The sequence below is a fragment of the Turicibacter sp. TJ11 genome (genome assembly GCF_021497505.1).
Lineage (GTDB): Bacteria > Bacillota_I > Bacilli_A > MOL361 > Turicibacteraceae > Turicibacter.
On sequence record NZ_CP069349.1, the window covers coordinates 2,496,828 to 2,513,035 of the forward strand.

The following is a 16,208-nucleotide window of genomic DNA, read 5'->3' on the forward strand; positions in this document are numbered from 1 at the left end:
AGATAGAATGAAGAAAATATCACTTAAAATTGAAGGTATGAGTTGTTCAGCTTGTGCCAATCGAATTGAACGAATCGTTAATAAGTTAGATGGTGTTGAAAAAGGTGTGGTTAACTTTGCCACTGAAACATTATCACTTGAGTATCATGAAGAAATCATGCAGTTAGATGAAGTAAAATCAGCGATTGAAAAAGCTGGATTTAAAGTCAAAAAAAATATAAAAGATTATACGTTTAAAGTTGAAGGAATGAGTTGTTCAGCTTGTGCGAATCGAATTGAAAAGGTTACAAAAAAACTTGAAGGCGTACAATTTGCATCTGTTAACTTTGCGACAGAAAAACTAACAATAAAAATCGATGCTGATTTAGTAAGTTATGGACAGATTAAGTCAGTTGTTGAAAAGGCTGGATTTCAGTTAATCTCTGAAACTGATATAAAACAAGTGCAAGAGAAAAAATGGGGTGAAGACGTAAAATTATTAGTTCGTTTTATTATTTCCTTAATGTTTGCGATCCCATTATTAATTGTCTCTATGGGACATATGGTTGGAATGCCACTTCCTCACTTCATTGATCCAATGATGAATCCATTAAATTTTGCTATTACTCAGCTGATTTTAACGATCCCAGTTGTTGTGACAGGCTATAAATTTTATTACGTTGGAATCAAAAACTTAATTCAATTAAGTCCTAATATGGATTCGTTAATTGCCATTGGAACGTTAACAGCCTTTTGTTATAGTTTATTTGGAATTTATAAAATAAACGAAGGTGATGCTAGTTATGCGATGCACTTATACTTTGAATCAGCCGCTGTTATTTTAACTTTAATTACGTTAGGTAAATACTTAGAGGCTGTCTCAAAAGGTAAAACGTCACAGGCTATTAAAGCCTTGATGGGCTTAGCACCTAAAACAGCTAGGATTGAACGTAACGGTGTAGAATTAGAGGTTCCCATTGAAGAAGTAGCAGTAGGCGACATTGTCTTAGTTAGACCGGGTGAAAAATTACCGGTAGATGGTGAAGTGATTGAAGGAAGTACAGCTATTGATGAGTCCATGTTAACAGGAGAGAGTCTTCCGGTTGAAAAGACTGTAGGGGATGTAGTGATTGGAGCAAGTTTGAATAAGACTGGATTTATAAAATATAAGGCAACAAAAGTAGGACGCGACACAGTACTTTCACAGATTGTAAAATTAGTAGAAGATGCGCAAGGTTCGAAAGCGCCAATCGCCAAAATGGCAGATATTATATCAGCTTACTTTGTACCTATTGTCATTGGATTAGCGTTCTTATCAGCCATAGCTTGGTTACTTGCCGCACAATCAGGTGTGTTTGCTTTATCTATCTTCATTTCAGTTTTAGTAATTGCTTGTCCTTGTGCTTTAGGTTTAGCCACTCCAACAGCGATTATGGTTGGAACAGGAAAAGGTGCTGAATATGGCGTTTTAATTAAAGGTGGAGAAGCGTTAGAAACAACGCATAAACTAACGACTATTATATTTGATAAAACAGGAACCATTACAGAAGGTAAACCAAAAGTAACAGATATTATTACAACTTCACTAACAAAGGAACAATTGCTTTATTATGCAGCTAGTGCTGAAAAAGGGTCTGAACATCCGTTAGGAGAAGCCATTGTTAAAGAAGCACTTGATCGAGGTTATTCATTAGGTGATTTAGAATCATTCCGTGCAGTAACTGGTCATGGAATTGAAGTTGTGATCGAAGGAAAACAAGTTTTAATTGGTAATAAAAAACTAATGATTGAAAACACTATTGATGTAACACCGTTAAGTGAAGTGTCAGATCAGTTAGCTTATGATGGAAAAACACCGATGTATATAGCGATTGATCATCAACTTGCAGGAATCATTGCAGTTGCAGATACGGTTAAAGAGAGTAGCAGACAAGCCATTGAAAAATTACATGAGATGGGAATTAAAGTGGCGATGATCACAGGTGATAATCAAAAGACAGCAGATGCAATTGCTCGTCAGGTTGGAATCGATTTAGTGTTAGCTGAAGTATTGCCAATTGATAAAGCGAAAGAAGTGAAAAAACTTCAGGCTTTAGGTGAAAAAGTAGGAATGGTTGGCGATGGAATCAATGATGCACCTGCATTAGCTAGTGCCGACATTGGAATCGCAATCGGTAGCGGAACAGATGTTGCCATTGAATCAGCAGATATTGTTTTAATGAAGAGCGATTTAATGGATGTTTTAACTGCTATTAAATTAAGTCGTGCAACGATTAAAAATATTAAAGAAAATTTATTCTGGGCATTTGCTTATAACGTTCTTGGAATTCCAGTTGCGATGGGTATTTTACATGTATTTGGTGGACCATTGCTAAATCCAATGATCGCAGCAGCAGCGATGAGCTTAAGCTCAGTGTCTGTATTATTAAATGCCCTTCGTTTAACACGTTTTAAAGGTTAATAAAAAATAGAGGTGACGATACGATGAAAAAGAAAGTTCAATTAGAGGGAATGAAATGTTCAAATTGTGTAGAGCATGTGAAGAAAGTATTAGGTGATTTAAATGACACAACCGATATTCAAGTTGATTTAGGAAGTCAATTAGTTTTATTAGAAACAACGGTTAGTGATGAATTAATTAAACAAACGATTGATGATGCAGGATTTTCAGTTTTAGGAATTGATTAATTGCTTAAAAATGATTGATATAAAAAATGCGACTGTGATAACAGTCGTATTTTTTGCGTTAAACATTAAATGATTTATAAAAATAAAGGTAAGCAAATAAACCAAATTAAATGCAATAGATTAATACTTAAATAAAAGCAAAGTAAGGCAAGTAAACAGTAATTTGTTAGGCGTACCATGTGGAGACTAGCTGTTTTTAATCGCATATAGAGATAAAGAAAAAGAAGTGCAGGTAAAATTCCTTTGATGAAAAATGTATATAACTCACTTTTTAAGATAATAGCCATTAAAGGATTAGCTTCTATAATCACTCCTGTTTTTAAAAGGAACACAGTGAAGATAATATCTGTTAAGTTTAGAAGATAAAGAAGAATGAGTTTTAATTTTAAGTTGGGAAGTTGATATTGCTTCATAAAATTGATCATAAATTACCACCTATTAGAATGTTGTAGCTTTATTATAGAGTTTAGTGTCACATCCTATTCAATTTGGTAAAATTAACGAGATAATTTTTGATCAATATGTTTAGGGTTACTCTCTTGCTCATTTGATAGGTTTATGATACTTTTTAAAAAGTGAAAGATTTGAGTTTATGAAAACAGAATTAGCTCTTGCAATAGCGCTTAGTGTGATGATCTGTGGAACAATCTTAAATGAATAATTAAAAACAGGTGAAGTAATCGAACTTAAATTTGATTCATCAAGTGAAGGACACCTTACTATTGTTTATCAAGCAGATATTCATGAGGGGTATATGGATGGATTAAAAGCTTTAGCATTTCAAAAGATAAGTTATGAATTAAAAGTTGTAAAAAAAACATTTGATTAGGAGTGACTAAGATGACAGAAAAAGAAAAGATGTTAGCTGGAGAGCTATATATGGCTTCAGATAAGGAGCTTTTTGAAGAACATTTGAGAGCACAAAAAATTTTACGAGAGTTTAATCAGTCAGAGGATGATTTAAATCGTAGCGAGATTTTAAAACCCTTATTCGGAAAAACGGGAAAGAACTTTTGTATTAAGCCGACATTTCGCTGTGATTATGGCTATAACATTCATGTAGGAGAAAATTTCTTTGCTAATTACGACTGTGTTATTTTAGATGTTTGTAAAGTAACCATTGGGGATAACTGTATGTTAGCACCGCGTGTTTGTATTTATACAGCCACACATCCATTAGATGCACCGACTCGAATTTCAGGCTTAGAGTATGGAAAAGAAGTTAAAATTGGAGATAATGTATGGATTGGTGGAAGTGCAGTCATTGTTCCTGGGGTGACGATTGGAAATAACGTTGTTGTTGCCGCAGGGTCAGTTGTTGTAAAGGATGTGCCTGATAATGTTGTAGTAGGAGGAAATCCAGCTAAAATTATTAAGTATTTATAAAAATATGACTTACAAATATTAATTGATAGATGATAAGGCATGAGAGGATTCATCTTTTATTGATATAGTGACTACTAGGTAATAGACGAACTAGTAACGATTAAATTCTTCTAAGGCGTTAAGTCATTAATATGTTATAATGGTTTAAATAAAAGGAGGATTTCTCGGATGATGGAACGTTTTAAAAAGCAGTTAAATTTCTTAATTGAAATTGATCAAGTAAAAAATATTTTACGTATGACTTCAATTGCAGATGGATCACGTCGTGAAAATGATGCAGAACATTCATGGAGTTTAGCCATGATGGCTGTCTTGTTTGCTGAATATGTAGACGATCAGATTGATTTATTAAAAGTCATTAAAATGGTATTAATTCATGACTTAGTAGAGATTCATGCAGGAGATACATTTTGTTTTGATGAAGCGGGAATGCAAGATAAGGAAGCTCGTGAACAAGCATCCGCAGATAAGATTTTCGGTTTATTAGAACACGATCAAGGTCAAGAATTACGTCAATTATGGGAAGAGTTTGAATCTTGTGAAACACTAGAGGCAGAGTATGCGGCAATGCTTGATCGATTACAGCCACTCATTATGAATTATATTAATGAAGGTGGGACTTGGGCACAGCACCAGATTTCAGTTGAACAAGTATATAAAAGAAATCAAATTACTTTAGAAAAGGGACCTCAAGTGTTTAAAGACTTTATTCATGAAGTTATTGAGGAATGTGTGGCTAAAGGTTATATTAAATAATGAAAAAGTCGCTCGTTTAATTAACGAGCGACTTTTTTTCTATGTTTATCTAATTTCATACGATTCGTTAAACGAACGAGTGAAGAGACGAGTAAGATTCCAAACGCAAGGCAACCAGCGATTGCAATTGTATGAACAAAGGTAGCTAAAAATTCATCAATATTTCCTTCAATAAAATGCTCCATCGTGTAATAAATCCCGCTACCGGGTACAAGAGGAATTAGAGCAGCAATTAAGTAAACAGTGACGGGAACTTTATGTAATCTTGCCATGATTTCAGCATATAAAGCAATCACAACTGTGGCAACAAAATATTGACTCAAATCATTTCCGAAAAAAGCTGATAGTTCATAGGCGATCCATCCTAGTGCCCCTCCGAGTGAAGCGAAAAAGACCATTTTTCCACGAATATTAAACATAATACAAAATCCAATCGTGGCAATGAATGAATATAAACAAGAGAGTAAGATAGCCATAACATCCTCCTAAAAATATGCCGATAATGAGAGTGCGATCCCTGTACCAAGTGCAATGGATGTAGCTGTTAACAAGGCCTCTGTCATTTTTGTTTGTCCGGCAATGAAGTCTCCAGCAATGACATCACGAACAGAGTTAGTAATAGCAACACCAGGAACTAAATTCATCACCATTCCAATAATCATCTTATCAACATGTTGTGCAATCTCCAAATCACAGGCAACGGTTGCTAAAAAGGCGCTTATTATACTACATAAGATAGTGACGAAAAAAGGATTAGTTCCAAATCGTTCTAAATAATAAGAGACGATTTTAATTAAAGGACCAATCAGCATCGCACAAAAAGCATCTGCCAAATTACCACCAAAGAATAAAGTAAATGTCGATGATGTTAAGGCATAAGCGAGTAGTTGAATTTTAAAACTATAAACGGGACGTGATGCGATGGCGTCTAGTTCCTCACTGACTAGCTTTAGTTCAGGTGTCGTTTGACAAATTTGTCGACAAAGATGATTTAAACGTTCAACTTTATCAAAATTAGTCGATCGAACATGAATCCGTTTTGCTTTAGTTAAATTAACGTTATCAGGCGTTGTTATTGTTGTGATAATAGTTGTTGGAACAGCGTAGACGTCTACTTCCTTTACACCATAGGCTAGTGCCATGCGTTGGATCGATTCTTCTACGCGGTATATTTCAGCACCACTTTCAAGAAGCATTTTTCCAAGTTGTGTACTGATATTTAGTAATTTATTAAAGTCCATGTTTAACACCTCACGGAAAGTATAACATATGTCAATGACAGAATGGTAAAAGAATTGAATTTGATGAATATAATAATTCGGTATATTTAATGATCCACTTAGTATACTTCTTAATATAGTTTAGTATGTCAAGGTATCATTTTTTTGTAGAGCACTTATCTGTTATTATCTAGTATTGAAGTTTTATCTTGATTTACATGAATCATGTATTCACCCAATTAGTCTTATCTTCGTTTTTAAGAAGATTTCAGGAAATTAAAACTTAAATTACCATATTATAATTTATAAAAAAGGGAATAAAATGTTTTGGTTGTCGAATTTTGGTGATTGAATTGTTGTATAGAAAGAGTATTTTCGTTTGCTTATTTATATGTGGTATGATACAATGAGTTTAACTTAATAGTCTTTTTTGATTTAAATTTGAACCATGGGGTAGTGCGCAACTCGAACATTGATTGAAATTTTTTGAAATATGGCTTTAAGAAATAAAAATTTACAGGAGGTACTTGATTATGACTACAGGTACAGTAAAATGGTTTAACTCAGAAAAAGGTTTCGGATTCATCACTGTTGAAGGTGGAAACGACGTATTCGCTCACTTCTCAGCAATCCAAGGAGAAGGATTCAAAACTTTAGAAGAAGGTCAAAAAGTTTCTTTCGAAATCGTTGAAGGTGACCGTGGACCTCAAGCAGCTAACATCGTTAAATTATAATTTTAACCAAATAGCTTTAAACTGTGGATAAAATATTTATCCACAGTTTTTTTTATTTTATCCAATTAGTCTAAAAGTGGAACGATCAGTATATATTTATTATATAGACAATTTCTCCTATCGTTTTTATATAAGTCCAAAGAAGTGATTAATGATTAAAAATCTTAAAGTTCTGTTAGGGATAAAGCTCTTTCAATTCAAAGTAACAAAGACTTTAAATCATAAAAATGAATGTACTGTGATTTATTAAAAACTACGGAATGAAAAGATATCAATAAAGGAGATTGCTATTATCAGTTCTTCAAATAAAGAGGTGTGAACGATAATGAATAAATGGATGCGATTATGTATTGAAGAAGCAATTGAGGGGGTTCATCAAGAGGATGGAGGTCCTTTTGGAGCAGTCATTTTAAAAGATCATGAGCTGATTGCTCAAGCACATAATACGGTATTAAAAAGTCATGATCCGACAGCTCATGCTGAGATAAATGCTATTCGTCAAGCATCACAAAAGTTACAACGATTTGATTTAAGTGATTGTATTTTAATCACGTCTGCAGAGCCGTGTCCGATGTGTTTATCCGCCATTATGTGGGCAGGAATACGTCAAGTTTATTATGGATGCACGGTTCATGATGCAAAAGAGATAGGGTTTGCCGATGAATTTATTTATACATATATTCAAAATCGTTCAATAGAAAACGCTCCTATTCAGTTAGAGGAGTTACTAAGGGATGAAGCCTTACAGGCGTTTAAAGTATGGGAGGGAAAGAAGGATAAAACTCCATACTAGGAGGGTGAATGAGAGGAGAGTTAAGGTATGAAGCACATTAGTTATGGAATGCCCCAGCTCATTGAGTTAGATCAGATTGAAGAAAGCGTTCAACTTTGTTCAGAACTAGGCCTAGACTTTATCGAGTTAAATTGTAATTTACCAGCGTGTCAACCTGAAATAATGAACGTTCAATACTTGAATTTATTAAAGTCAAAATATAATGTTTCTTATATACTTCGTCTACCAGAAAATCTTGACTTAGGTCATTTTAATCGCCATATTCGTGAGGCTCATTTAAGAGTCATCGAAGAAGCCATTGGTGTTGCTGATCGACTGGGCTGTAAGATTTTAAACATTCATATGAATCCGGGCCCTGAATTATCATTTTCAGACGATGAAGATTGCCTATACGAAAAATATGAACGACTATATTTAGAAAATTTAATGTCTAGTATGGAATTAATCGATATTTGGTTAGGTGGAACAGGCGTTTTAATAGGAATTGAAAATACAGGAATGTTTAATCGATCTTATATTCAAGCTGCTGTTAAGGAATTATTAAAGAGTGGTCGCTTTTGTCTGACTTGGAGTGAAAATCAAAAATCTAATTTATTAGACGATGATTATGAATTTTTATTAAAGCATCAATCAGAAATTAAGTATATTCATCTCCCTAATCAAGATGATGAAAAAAGACAATCAGTTACTTTTCAAGAGGGAATTAAAGAAAAGTTACAAATAGCCCAAAAAAATCAAGCAAGTGTATTAATCCAGGCTCAAACTAAGGAATCATTAAAACAATCAGTGGCTCGAATTAAAGAATGGCATATCTTTAAATAAACACTACTGCTTAATGAAGTGATTCATTATTTTAAATTTATTTGATTAAACTGCATAAAAAAACTCTAATATCATTAGAGTTTTTTTATTGCGAAAATTCAGATTGAAAAAATTCGATTTTAGCTTGTAAAATTCGTTCAAGTCCTGAAATCGCTTGAGAAATTTCAGATAAACAAACTTTTGCATTATATAACTCGTCTGGAGTTATTCCTTGAGAGTTAATAATCGTATTTAAACGGTGTGATTCATGATAAATGACATCAGAAAAAAAAGATTCCTGTAAAGCAATTGAGGCAATTAAGTTATTAATTGCCTGGTTGTGATTTGATTGATCAGATGATAACATGAAAAGTTCCTCCTTAGTGCCATGATTAAAATGTAGTTACTTATAGTTTAGTTTATGCAAAGAAAAATAAAGTGGTTATATAAAGAAGTATCTTTTCGTGTGCATAACTAAGTTTATTGGATAAATAATAAGGGTAAATGTATGAGGAGGTGAATTTATGAGTCCAAAAGAACTTTTATATATTGAGGATGCATTAGGACATGCTCAACATATGGAGAAAAAATGTCGATGCTGTGCTGATCAATTACAAGATCAAGAATTAAAACAAGTTGCAGAACGTTTAGCAAATAAACATAAAATGATGCTTAATGAACTTTATCAATTATTAAACTAACGAGGAGGGATTTCGATGACTGATCGCGATTTAATGGAAGATATTCTATTAATTCTTAAAGGTGAAGCTGATTTACAATTACATGGAACGATTGAGTCTTCAACATCAAATGTTCATACAACGTTCAATAAAGTGTTAAATGAAACATTAACGATGCAAAATGAAGTTTATCAATTAATGGCTCAAAAAGGTTGGTATCCAACAGAGGCAGCTGAACAACAAAAAATTGCTCAAGCTAAACAAAAATACGCTCAAGCAGCGGGACAAAGCCAAAATTAATAAAAAAGAGATTCCTTATTGAACATGTCTTTCAGTTTTACAAAAAAGTAGGTAGAACCAATGGTCTAGCCTACTTTTTTATTATTTTCGTGATTAAAATTATATTTATTTTTACACCTATTAAAAAAGCAGTTATAAATTTATTACCACTTGTTTTTGTGTTGTAAAAGTTGATGTAAAACTTCGTGTATTTTCAACGAAAAATCTAAATTTTCATTGATACAACAATAAAAAATACGATTGCAAAACAATCGTATTTTTCAATTACATTTAGTTGTGTAATTTCAAAAATTCCACTGCAAAACTGAAACTGTTGCCTTATTAAAGAAATCTCTTTTTTATTAGTGAGCTAAGCGTTTAAATCTTTATGATTGTTTTATTAATACACTAATCTATTATTTGATAATATCCTAACTAATAATGAGGTATTTTTTAAAATATTATAAAGGCTCAACACCGGAAGTGTTTCTTGACAAAAAGTTGATACAAATAGCCGAATCACAGAATTAGAATTTAGGTATTTTTTCATTACAAATAAAGAACCAAGCGCCATTTTTGGTGAAGACTGATTATAAAATAAGTAGTAATTTTAAAGAGTTTATTGGCATTAAGTCAAAAAATGTGGTATTTTATAAATGTTTGTAAAAAAGACCTAGTAATATTAAATAGTTTAGAGGTGAATTGATTGTTCTTAACAGTTGGAGACAGGATACGCCAAATAAGGCAACAATTTAACTTAAAACAGGGGGTCTTTAAACAATTTGGGATTACTCAACATTATTTAAGCATGATCGAGACAAATAAGCGTCAAGCACCACAAGAAACGCTTAAAGATATCTATGAAGCATTATTAATCTTAACAGATGGTGAAGTTGAGTCTCTTTATACGTTTGAAATGTTTTGTATACCAGTTGAAACACAGGTTAAGCAATGGTTGGAGGAACAGTTAGATAGTGATGATTTTCATGAAAAATATGAATTATTCATCTCAATTGCCGAAAAATATCATTTAGCTGAACAGCAGGTAGACACTAATGAAAAAATGGCAAGGTATTATTTTAAGATAAGTGATTATCAAGCGATGTCACACTACTACCGCCGTGCCATTGGATGTGCGATGAAGCATAAATTAAATCCTGCCCATCTACATATGAAGTTTGGTAAAAGTTTATTGACAATCGGTCATTACGATGAGGCGGTTTTAAATCTTTGTTTAGCTACCAACTCTGCCCAAGCGTTAACCGAAAGATCTCTTATTTCGTATGATGCTCAGATTTTTCTAGCCCTCACTTATCATCGAATGAAAGAGTATAAGCTAGGACTAGAAGTCATTAATCATTTATTAACAAAAGAACATGGATTAGTAGAAGGTCGCTATATTGGTGTTATAATCTTAAAAGAGATGTGTACTCGAGGAATCGAAGGGTCAGAAGTATCAAGAAAATATTTATTGAAATTATTAGATTCCGATCAACTGAAACAATATCCTGAATATGTGCATGTTGTTTATCATACGTTAGGATGGAATTACATAGAAGCAAAAAAATACAATGAAGCTCTAGAGGCTATGCAAATAGCACTACCTCTTCGAAAAAAAGAATTAGATAAAGCCTTAACGATGTTATTAATTGGACATATTAATGCTGAAATAGGACAATACGAGATCGCTCAAAAGTATTATCATCAGATTAAAGACCGTATTTTCTTATCAAACAGTTTGAGAACCAAAAGATTATGGATCGATGAGCAGTTAGATTTATACTGTAGACTGAATCAAATGGAAGAAATTAAAGAATTGTTTGCTGAGTTAAGAAATCTCGTTTGTGAAGGACAATTCCCAGAATCCATGTTATATGAGTTAAAAGCGACTATCTATAAAAGATTTGAAGGGCAACTTCTTCTTCGACAAGAAGAATACCGATTTCTTAATGACTTTTTTGCTCTTTAAAAATATCACAAAATATCACATAATCTTGTGATATTTTTTTTGTACTTTTTTTCATTATTATATAGTATCATAGATTTGTACGAAGGGTAATGTACATAAAGGAACATTCTAAGTTGTTTAATTTGGGAGTAAATGATTTAGATTTAAAAGGTTATTTAAATAATGGGATTTTAAATAACTAGAATATGGGTAGCGTTGTTCTCATTCTTTTATTTATTAGCATAGGGGTATGCAAATAAAAAAATTCGTTTAATTTGGGAGTTAAACGAATTTTTTTTATTTCATTGAAACATTAATGAAACGAGAGATCAACCGTTTCTAAAAGAAGACATTAGGGAAATTTATTTTTTTATGTAAACTATTAGCTAATATTTTAAATAGATACAATTTCATTGCAAATCATATATAAGTCTAAAATTATAACATGCTATAATAAAAGTTAAGAAACAGTAAGTGGGGGGATGGAAATGGATAAGTTAGAATTTATGTTTTTAGAATTAAAGAAGCAAGTAGAGTACTATAATCGTCAATTAAAACAAGGGAAAACTCCAAAGGAAATCGCTGAGGCATTAGAGATAGATGAAACTAATTTTACAAAAAAGTTTGGGAATGGGGGATATTTTTATAATTCAAATACTAAAAAGTACGAACGAGAGATAATGAGTGATAAATTTAGTTGGAGTAAAGGCGATATACAAGTGATGATGCCTAACACACCATCGACAAATAAAAAAGAATAGATGACGTATTTATCCGGGTGGGAATAAGAAAAGGATTAAAATAACTAGGACTTAGAAAGAGTAAACAACAAAATAGAGCGTAAAAAAACATTATTTTAGTATCACGCAATTGAAGGTTTAAAGCTAATGGTAATGAGAGCTGATCTTTTAAAAATGCCATTAAATGTTGAATAATAAAACAGATGTTTCGCACTCTTTTATAAGATGTGATAAGATAAGAGCAAGAGGTGAATGCAGTGATTAATTATATCGCTAAAATTACAATCTATGTTAATAATCAAGAAGAAGCTAAACAATTTTGGACGGAAAAGATGGGATTTATTTGTCATGAACAACCAATGGGTCCGAATTTTAAATGGATGGAAGTTAAACCAAACAAAAGTACATCGACCTCATTTGTTATTTATGAAAAGCAATTAATGAAAGCACAAAATCCAAATATGTCAGTCGAACATCCTAATGTCATTTTAAGTACTTCATCAATTGAAACCGTGTATAATAAATTAAAAGAAAATGAAGTAGAAGTAGGACCATTACAAGAAATGCCTTACGGTAAAATGTTCTCATTTAAAGATCAAGATGGAAATAACTACTTACTTCGAGAAGATAAATAACGAGATTAAAGGCTAACAAGTGTTAGCCTTTTTAATTAGTATTTAAAGTAAAGGTTATGGTTTAACTAGAATTAATCGATTCAAATAATGCCTATTTAAAGCTAACTTGATAACGTGATTAAAATAGCTTTTTTATTAAGTTTATGTTATAAAAGGTAATAAATGGGTGATAAATATTTTTATAAAGGGAGAATAGTATGATTAAGTTAATTGCAACAGATATGGATGGAACATTATTAAATAGTAAAAAAGAATTTCCAAATGAATTGTTTGATGTCATTGATCAACTTCATAAGCAAAATATTAAATTCTCAGTAGCGAGTGGGCGGCAGTATTACACTTTACTTAAAGACTTTGAATTAGTGAAAGATGAAATGATCTTTATTTGTGAAAATGGGGCATTAGTTTTTGACCAAGGAGAAAATATTTTTTGTGATAGCTTATCATACGAATCGATTGTTCAATTAATTGAAATCATTCGCAAGATTGAGCATGCATATCCAATCTTATGTGGCGTTAAATCCGCTTATATTGAGAACTCTACTGAAGCATTTGAAAAAAATGTTGCTATGTATTATGCACGTTTTGAGCGTGTTAATGACTTGTTAGAGGTAGCTAAAAACGATCGAATTTGTAAGATTGCCATTTTTGATACGAGAGATGCCCAAACAAATACCTATAAACACTTAGCTTCTTTGAGTGAAACGTTTAAAGTCTCACTTTCAGGTCATGAATGGGTAGATATTATGAATCTAACGGTCAATAAGGGGGAAGCTATTCGTTTGATTCAAAAAAAGTATGATATTTCATATGAGGAGACCATGGCCTTTGGAGATTATTTAAACGATTATGAAATGATGAAGAGCTGTTATTACAGCTATGCGATGAAAAATGCACATGAAGATTTAAAAGAAATTTGTCGTTTTGAAGCTCCATCTAATGACGAGAATGGAGTGATCAAAACCATTAAGAAGATCACTCAAATCAATAAATGACGTTTTATAAAAAGCTGGTTTTTATGACTAGCTTTTTTATTTTGATGAGTGCAAGAGTAGCTGAATAAAAAGATTTCGATGATGTTGGTTTGATCTCTTTAAACATTAAGTAAATTTTAGTTAAAAAAACAACATTTAACCAGTTATCCATAACATTTAAACATGTGAAGAAAACGATTTCTGTTTTATAATTAAATCATGTTTTAAGAGAGAAATAAAAATCAGGATAATCGTGCGAACAAGGGGAGAGACACAATGCCAATTTTATTTAATGAGCAAACTAAAGAGTTTCATTTATATAATGATGAAGTCAGTTACATCATGAATATTTTACAGAACAATCAATTAGGACAATTATATTACGGCAAAAAAATTCGCCATAACGATTCTTTTCAACATTTATTAGAACAAAGACCACGTCCGTTATCAGCATGTACATTTGAAGGTAATATGTCATTTTGTATGGAACATATTAAACAAGAATATCCATGTTATGGAACGGGAGATTTTAAGTATCCAGCTTATGAAATTTTACAACAAAATGGTAGTGATATTACAGCGTTTGAATATGTATCTCATCGTATTTATAATGGAAAGCCGACGTTATCTCATAAAATGCCAGCCACTTATGTAGAGTCTGATGAAGAAGCAACAACGTTAGAAGTGACATTAAAAGATTCATTAATTCAGACCGAATTAGTGTTAACTTATACAATTTATGAAACACGTCCTGTTATTACGCGTCATGCCCTTTTTAAACATTTAGGAGAGGAAGAGATCGTACTTAATCATGCGATGAGTGCATCTATTGATTTTCCTGACTATAATTATGAGATGATTGAATTAACAGGTGCATGGTCAAGGGAGCGTTACGTTAAAAATCGTAAATTAGAACATGGGATTCAGTCAGTTTATAGTATGCGCGGATCAAGTAGTGCCAATTATAATCCGTTCTTAGCGTTAAAACGTCCAAATACAACAGAGTATACGGGAGAAGTTTATGGATTTAGTTTAGTTTATAGCGGAAATTTCTTAGCTCAGGCAGAAGTTCATACCTATGGAACGACTCGTTTGATGATGGGATTACACCCTAATCGTTTTAACTGGGTATTAAAACAAGGTGAAGAATTTCAAACGCCAGAAGTTGTCATGGTATATAGCCAAAACGGGTTGAATGGAATGAGTCAAGCGTATCATGAGTTATATCGAACACGTTTATGTCGAGGATATTGGCGTGATCGCGTTCGTCCAATTCTAGTTAATAACTGGGAAGCAACGTATTTTGATTTTAATGAAGATAAAATTGTATCTATCGCAAAAGATGCAAAAGAATTAGGAATCGAATTATTTGTATTAGATGATGGATGGTTTGGAAATCGTGAAGATGATACAGTTGGTTTAGGAGATTGGTACGTTAAGAACTTTGAAAAATTACCAAATGGTATTACGGGTCTTGCTAATCGTGTCACTGAGTTAGGAATTAAATTCGGATTATGGTTTGAACCTGAGATGGTCAATAAAAATAGTGATTTATATCGCGCTCATCCGGATTGGATTTTAACGACGCCAAATCGTCGTGCTTGTCATGGACGCCATCAATTTGTTTTGGATTTCTCTCGCCAAGAAGTTGTGGATTATATTTATGAAGCGATGGCTAAAGTTTTAAGTGAAGCCCCTATTTCATATGTAAAATGGGATATGAACCGAAATATTACAGAATGCTTCTCAGCAGTTGCTAATGCGGCTGATCAAGGAAAGGTATTTCATAAATATATTTTAGGTGTTTATGATTTATATGATCGTTTAACAACTGAATTTCCGGAAATTTTATTTGAATCATGTGCAAGTGGTGGATCTCGTTTTGATCCAGGTATGTTATACTATGCACCACAAACTTGGACAAGTGATGATACAGACGCAGTGGAACGTTTGAAAATTCAATACGGAACATCAATGGTTTATCCAATCAGTAGCATGGGATCTCACGTATCAGCCATTCCAAATCATCAATTATATCGTCACGCTCCATTATCAACACGCGCGAATGTCGCTTATTTTGGAACATTTGGCTATGAGTTAGATTTAAATAAATTAACTGATCAAGAAAAAGAAGAAGTTAAACAACAGGTCAAGTTTTTCAAAGCTCATCGTGAAACCATCTTTAATGGTCGCTTCTATCGCTTGTTAAGTCCATTTGAAGGAAATGAAACTTGCTGGATGATTGTATCGAATGATCAAAAAACAGCGTTAGTTGGTTATTATCGTCCATTAAATGAAGTTAATGTTGGATTCCGACGTGTTAAATTACAAGGGCTTAATCCTGAATTAAAATATCATGTTTCAATTAACGAAACGATGAATTATGGGGATGAATTAATGAATGTTGGGTTGATTACATCTGATGGTTCATGTGGAGAAAATAAAAATCCGTATGATGGAACAAATGGAGATTATCAATCACGTATTTATGTATTAACAGCTGAATAAACGAAAAAGAAGGCTATCAGTAAAATAGCCTTCTTTTTATATTTGATTAGTTAGAATAAAAATTAAACATAAGTAGTCTCATAGTAG

The 16,208-nt window shown here is 32.4% G+C and carries 18 protein-coding genes; 14 read left to right on the forward strand and 4 right to left on the reverse strand.

Annotated elements, in window-relative coordinates; translation table 11 throughout:
• Nucleotides 1–7 precede the first annotated feature (7 nt).
• Both JRC48_RS11970 and JRC48_RS11975 read left to right on the forward strand, forming a co-directional pair.
• On the forward strand, nucleotides 8–2,440 hold the full coding sequence (locus JRC48_RS11970) for a heavy metal translocating P-type ATPase (protein WP_235069716.1): 2,433 nt from the start codon (nucleotides 8–10) through the stop codon (nucleotides 2,438–2,440).
• Nucleotides 2,441–2,463: 23 nt separating this feature from the next.
• Nucleotides 2,464–2,667 (forward strand): heavy-metal-associated domain-containing protein, encoded by a 204-nt coding sequence (locus JRC48_RS11975; RefSeq protein WP_235069717.1) that lies wholly within the window; start codon nucleotides 2,464–2,466, stop codon nucleotides 2,665–2,667.
• Nucleotides 2,668–2,741: 74 nt separating this feature from the next.
• Here JRC48_RS11975 and JRC48_RS11980 read toward each other — a convergent pair whose 3' ends face one another.
• On the reverse strand, nucleotides 2,742–3,092 hold the full coding sequence (locus tag JRC48_RS11980) for a DUF5658 family protein (protein ID WP_235069718.1): 351 nt from the start codon (nucleotides 3,090–3,092) through the stop codon (nucleotides 2,742–2,744).
• 415 nt (nucleotides 3,093–3,507) lie between these two features.
• Here JRC48_RS11980 and JRC48_RS11985 point away from each other — a divergent pair, with 415 nt between their 5' ends.
• Nucleotides 3,508–4,053 carry a sugar O-acetyltransferase gene (locus JRC48_RS11985; RefSeq protein WP_235069719.1) on the forward strand — a complete coding sequence of 182 codons (546 nt, stop codon included), beginning with the start codon at nucleotides 3,508–3,510 and terminating at the stop codon, nucleotides 4,051–4,053.
• A gap of 168 nt (nucleotides 4,054–4,221) precedes the next feature.
• The gene (locus JRC48_RS11990; protein WP_235069720.1) at nucleotides 4,222–4,809 is read left to right on the forward strand and encodes an HD domain-containing protein; all 588 of its coding nucleotides are present in this window, start codon (nucleotides 4,222–4,224) and stop codon (nucleotides 4,807–4,809) included.
• 20 nt (nucleotides 4,810–4,829) lie between these two features.
• Here JRC48_RS11990 and JRC48_RS11995 read toward each other — a convergent pair whose 3' ends face one another.
• Nucleotides 4,830–5,285, reverse strand: coding sequence for a threonine/serine exporter family protein (locus tag JRC48_RS11995; RefSeq protein WP_235069721.1), 456 nt, complete (start codon nucleotides 5,283–5,285; stop codon nucleotides 4,830–4,832).
• A 9-nt stretch (nucleotides 5,286–5,294) separates the two neighbouring features.
• Nucleotides 5,295–6,050, reverse strand: coding sequence for a threonine/serine exporter family protein (locus JRC48_RS12000; RefSeq protein ID WP_235069722.1), 756 nt, complete (start codon nucleotides 6,048–6,050; stop codon nucleotides 5,295–5,297).
• Between the two features lie 512 nt (nucleotides 6,051–6,562).
• Between JRC48_RS12000 and JRC48_RS12005 the strand changes: the two genes are divergently transcribed.
• From JRC48_RS12005 to JRC48_RS12015, 3 genes are all read left to right on the forward strand, one after another.
• Nucleotides 6,563–6,763, forward strand: coding sequence for a cold-shock protein (locus JRC48_RS12005; protein ID WP_055241847.1), 201 nt, complete (start codon nucleotides 6,563–6,565; stop codon nucleotides 6,761–6,763).
• A gap of 325 nt (nucleotides 6,764–7,088) precedes the next feature.
• The gene (locus JRC48_RS12010) at nucleotides 7,089–7,556 is read left to right on the forward strand and encodes a nucleoside deaminase (protein ID WP_235069723.1); all 468 of its coding nucleotides are present in this window, start codon (nucleotides 7,089–7,091) and stop codon (nucleotides 7,554–7,556) included.
• A 27-nt stretch (nucleotides 7,557–7,583) separates the two neighbouring features.
• Nucleotides 7,584–8,378, forward strand: coding sequence for a TIM barrel protein (locus JRC48_RS12015; RefSeq protein ID WP_235069724.1), 795 nt, complete (start codon nucleotides 7,584–7,586; stop codon nucleotides 8,376–8,378).
• Nucleotides 8,379–8,463: 85 nt separating this feature from the next.
• On the opposite strand, the gene JRC48_RS12020 is transcribed toward JRC48_RS12015, so the two are convergent.
• Entirely contained in the window at nucleotides 8,464–8,724 is a 261-nt protein-coding gene (locus tag JRC48_RS12020; RefSeq protein WP_235069725.1) for a hypothetical protein, read from the reverse strand.
• Nucleotides 8,725–8,881: 157 nt separating this feature from the next.
• Here JRC48_RS12020 and JRC48_RS12025 point away from each other — a divergent pair, with 157 nt between their 5' ends.
• The 7 genes from JRC48_RS12025 to JRC48_RS12055 all read left to right on the forward strand — a co-directional run bounded on the left by JRC48_RS12025 (nucleotide 8,882) and on the right by JRC48_RS12055 (nucleotide 16,121).
• The gene (locus JRC48_RS12025; RefSeq protein WP_235069726.1) at nucleotides 8,882–9,058 is read left to right on the forward strand and encodes a hypothetical protein; all 177 of its coding nucleotides are present in this window, start codon (nucleotides 8,882–8,884) and stop codon (nucleotides 9,056–9,058) included.
• 15 nt (nucleotides 9,059–9,073) lie between these two features.
• Complete coding sequence (locus tag JRC48_RS12030) at nucleotides 9,074–9,337, forward strand: spore coat protein (RefSeq protein ID WP_235069727.1); 264 nt, start codon at nucleotides 9,074–9,076, stop codon at nucleotides 9,335–9,337.
• 685 nt (nucleotides 9,338–10,022) lie between these two features.
• Entirely contained in the window at nucleotides 10,023–11,285 is a 1,263-nt protein-coding gene (locus tag JRC48_RS12035) for a helix-turn-helix transcriptional regulator (protein WP_235069728.1), read from the forward strand.
• Nucleotides 11,286–11,752: 467 nt separating this feature from the next.
• Nucleotides 11,753–12,025, forward strand: a complete 273-nt coding sequence (locus JRC48_RS12040) for a hypothetical protein (RefSeq protein WP_235069729.1) — start codon at nucleotides 11,753–11,755, stop codon at nucleotides 12,023–12,025.
• A gap of 236 nt (nucleotides 12,026–12,261) precedes the next feature.
• Complete coding sequence (locus JRC48_RS12045; RefSeq protein ID WP_235069730.1) at nucleotides 12,262–12,639, forward strand: VOC family protein; 378 nt, start codon at nucleotides 12,262–12,264, stop codon at nucleotides 12,637–12,639.
• Nucleotides 12,640–12,836: 197 nt separating this feature from the next.
• The gene (locus JRC48_RS12050) at nucleotides 12,837–13,634 is read left to right on the forward strand and encodes a Cof-type HAD-IIB family hydrolase (protein WP_235069731.1); all 798 of its coding nucleotides are present in this window, start codon (nucleotides 12,837–12,839) and stop codon (nucleotides 13,632–13,634) included.
• 255 nt (nucleotides 13,635–13,889) lie between these two features.
• Nucleotides 13,890–16,121, forward strand: a complete 2,232-nt coding sequence (locus JRC48_RS12055; RefSeq protein WP_235069732.1) for an alpha-galactosidase — start codon at nucleotides 13,890–13,892, stop codon at nucleotides 16,119–16,121.
• Nucleotides 16,122–16,208 lie beyond the last annotated feature (87 nt).

Excerpts from the sequence above, each read along its gene's own strand:
- JRC48_RS11970 (WP_235069716.1), top strand. The coding sequence starts at position 8 with ATGAAGAAAATATCACTTAAAATTGAAGGTATGAGTTGTTCAGCTTGT.
- JRC48_RS11975 (WP_235069717.1), top strand. The coding sequence starts at position 2,464 with ATGAAAAAGAAAGTTCAATTAGAGGGAATGAAATGTTCAAATTGTGTA.
- JRC48_RS11980 (WP_235069718.1), bottom strand. The coding sequence starts at position 3,092 with ATGATCAATTTTATGAAGCAATATCAACTTCCCAACTTAAAATTAAAA.
- JRC48_RS11985 (WP_235069719.1), top strand. The coding sequence starts at position 3,508 with ATGACAGAAAAAGAAAAGATGTTAGCTGGAGAGCTATATATGGCTTCA.
- JRC48_RS11990 (WP_235069720.1), top strand. The coding sequence starts at position 4,222 with ATGATGGAACGTTTTAAAAAGCAGTTAAATTTCTTAATTGAAATTGAT.
- JRC48_RS11995 (WP_235069721.1), bottom strand. The coding sequence starts at position 5,285 with ATGGCTATCTTACTCTCTTGTTTATATTCATTCATTGCCACGATTGGA.
- JRC48_RS12000 (WP_235069722.1), bottom strand. The coding sequence starts at position 6,050 with ATGGACTTTAATAAATTACTAAATATCAGTACACAACTTGGAAAAATG.
- JRC48_RS12005 (WP_055241847.1), top strand. The coding sequence starts at position 6,563 with ATGACTACAGGTACAGTAAAATGGTTTAACTCAGAAAAAGGTTTCGGA.
- JRC48_RS12010 (WP_235069723.1), top strand. The coding sequence starts at position 7,089 with ATGAATAAATGGATGCGATTATGTATTGAAGAAGCAATTGAGGGGGTT.
- JRC48_RS12015 (WP_235069724.1), top strand. The coding sequence starts at position 7,584 with ATGAAGCACATTAGTTATGGAATGCCCCAGCTCATTGAGTTAGATCAG.
- JRC48_RS12020 (WP_235069725.1), bottom strand. The coding sequence starts at position 8,724 with ATGTTATCATCTGATCAATCAAATCACAACCAGGCAATTAATAACTTA.
- JRC48_RS12025 (WP_235069726.1), top strand. The coding sequence starts at position 8,882 with ATGAGTCCAAAAGAACTTTTATATATTGAGGATGCATTAGGACATGCT.
- JRC48_RS12030 (WP_235069727.1), top strand. The coding sequence starts at position 9,074 with ATGACTGATCGCGATTTAATGGAAGATATTCTATTAATTCTTAAAGGT.
- JRC48_RS12040 (WP_235069729.1), top strand. The coding sequence starts at position 11,753 with ATGGATAAGTTAGAATTTATGTTTTTAGAATTAAAGAAGCAAGTAGAG.
- JRC48_RS12050 (WP_235069731.1), top strand. The coding sequence starts at position 12,837 with ATGATTAAGTTAATTGCAACAGATATGGATGGAACATTATTAAATAGT.
- JRC48_RS12055 (WP_235069732.1), top strand. The coding sequence starts at position 13,890 with ATGCCAATTTTATTTAATGAGCAAACTAAAGAGTTTCATTTATATAAT.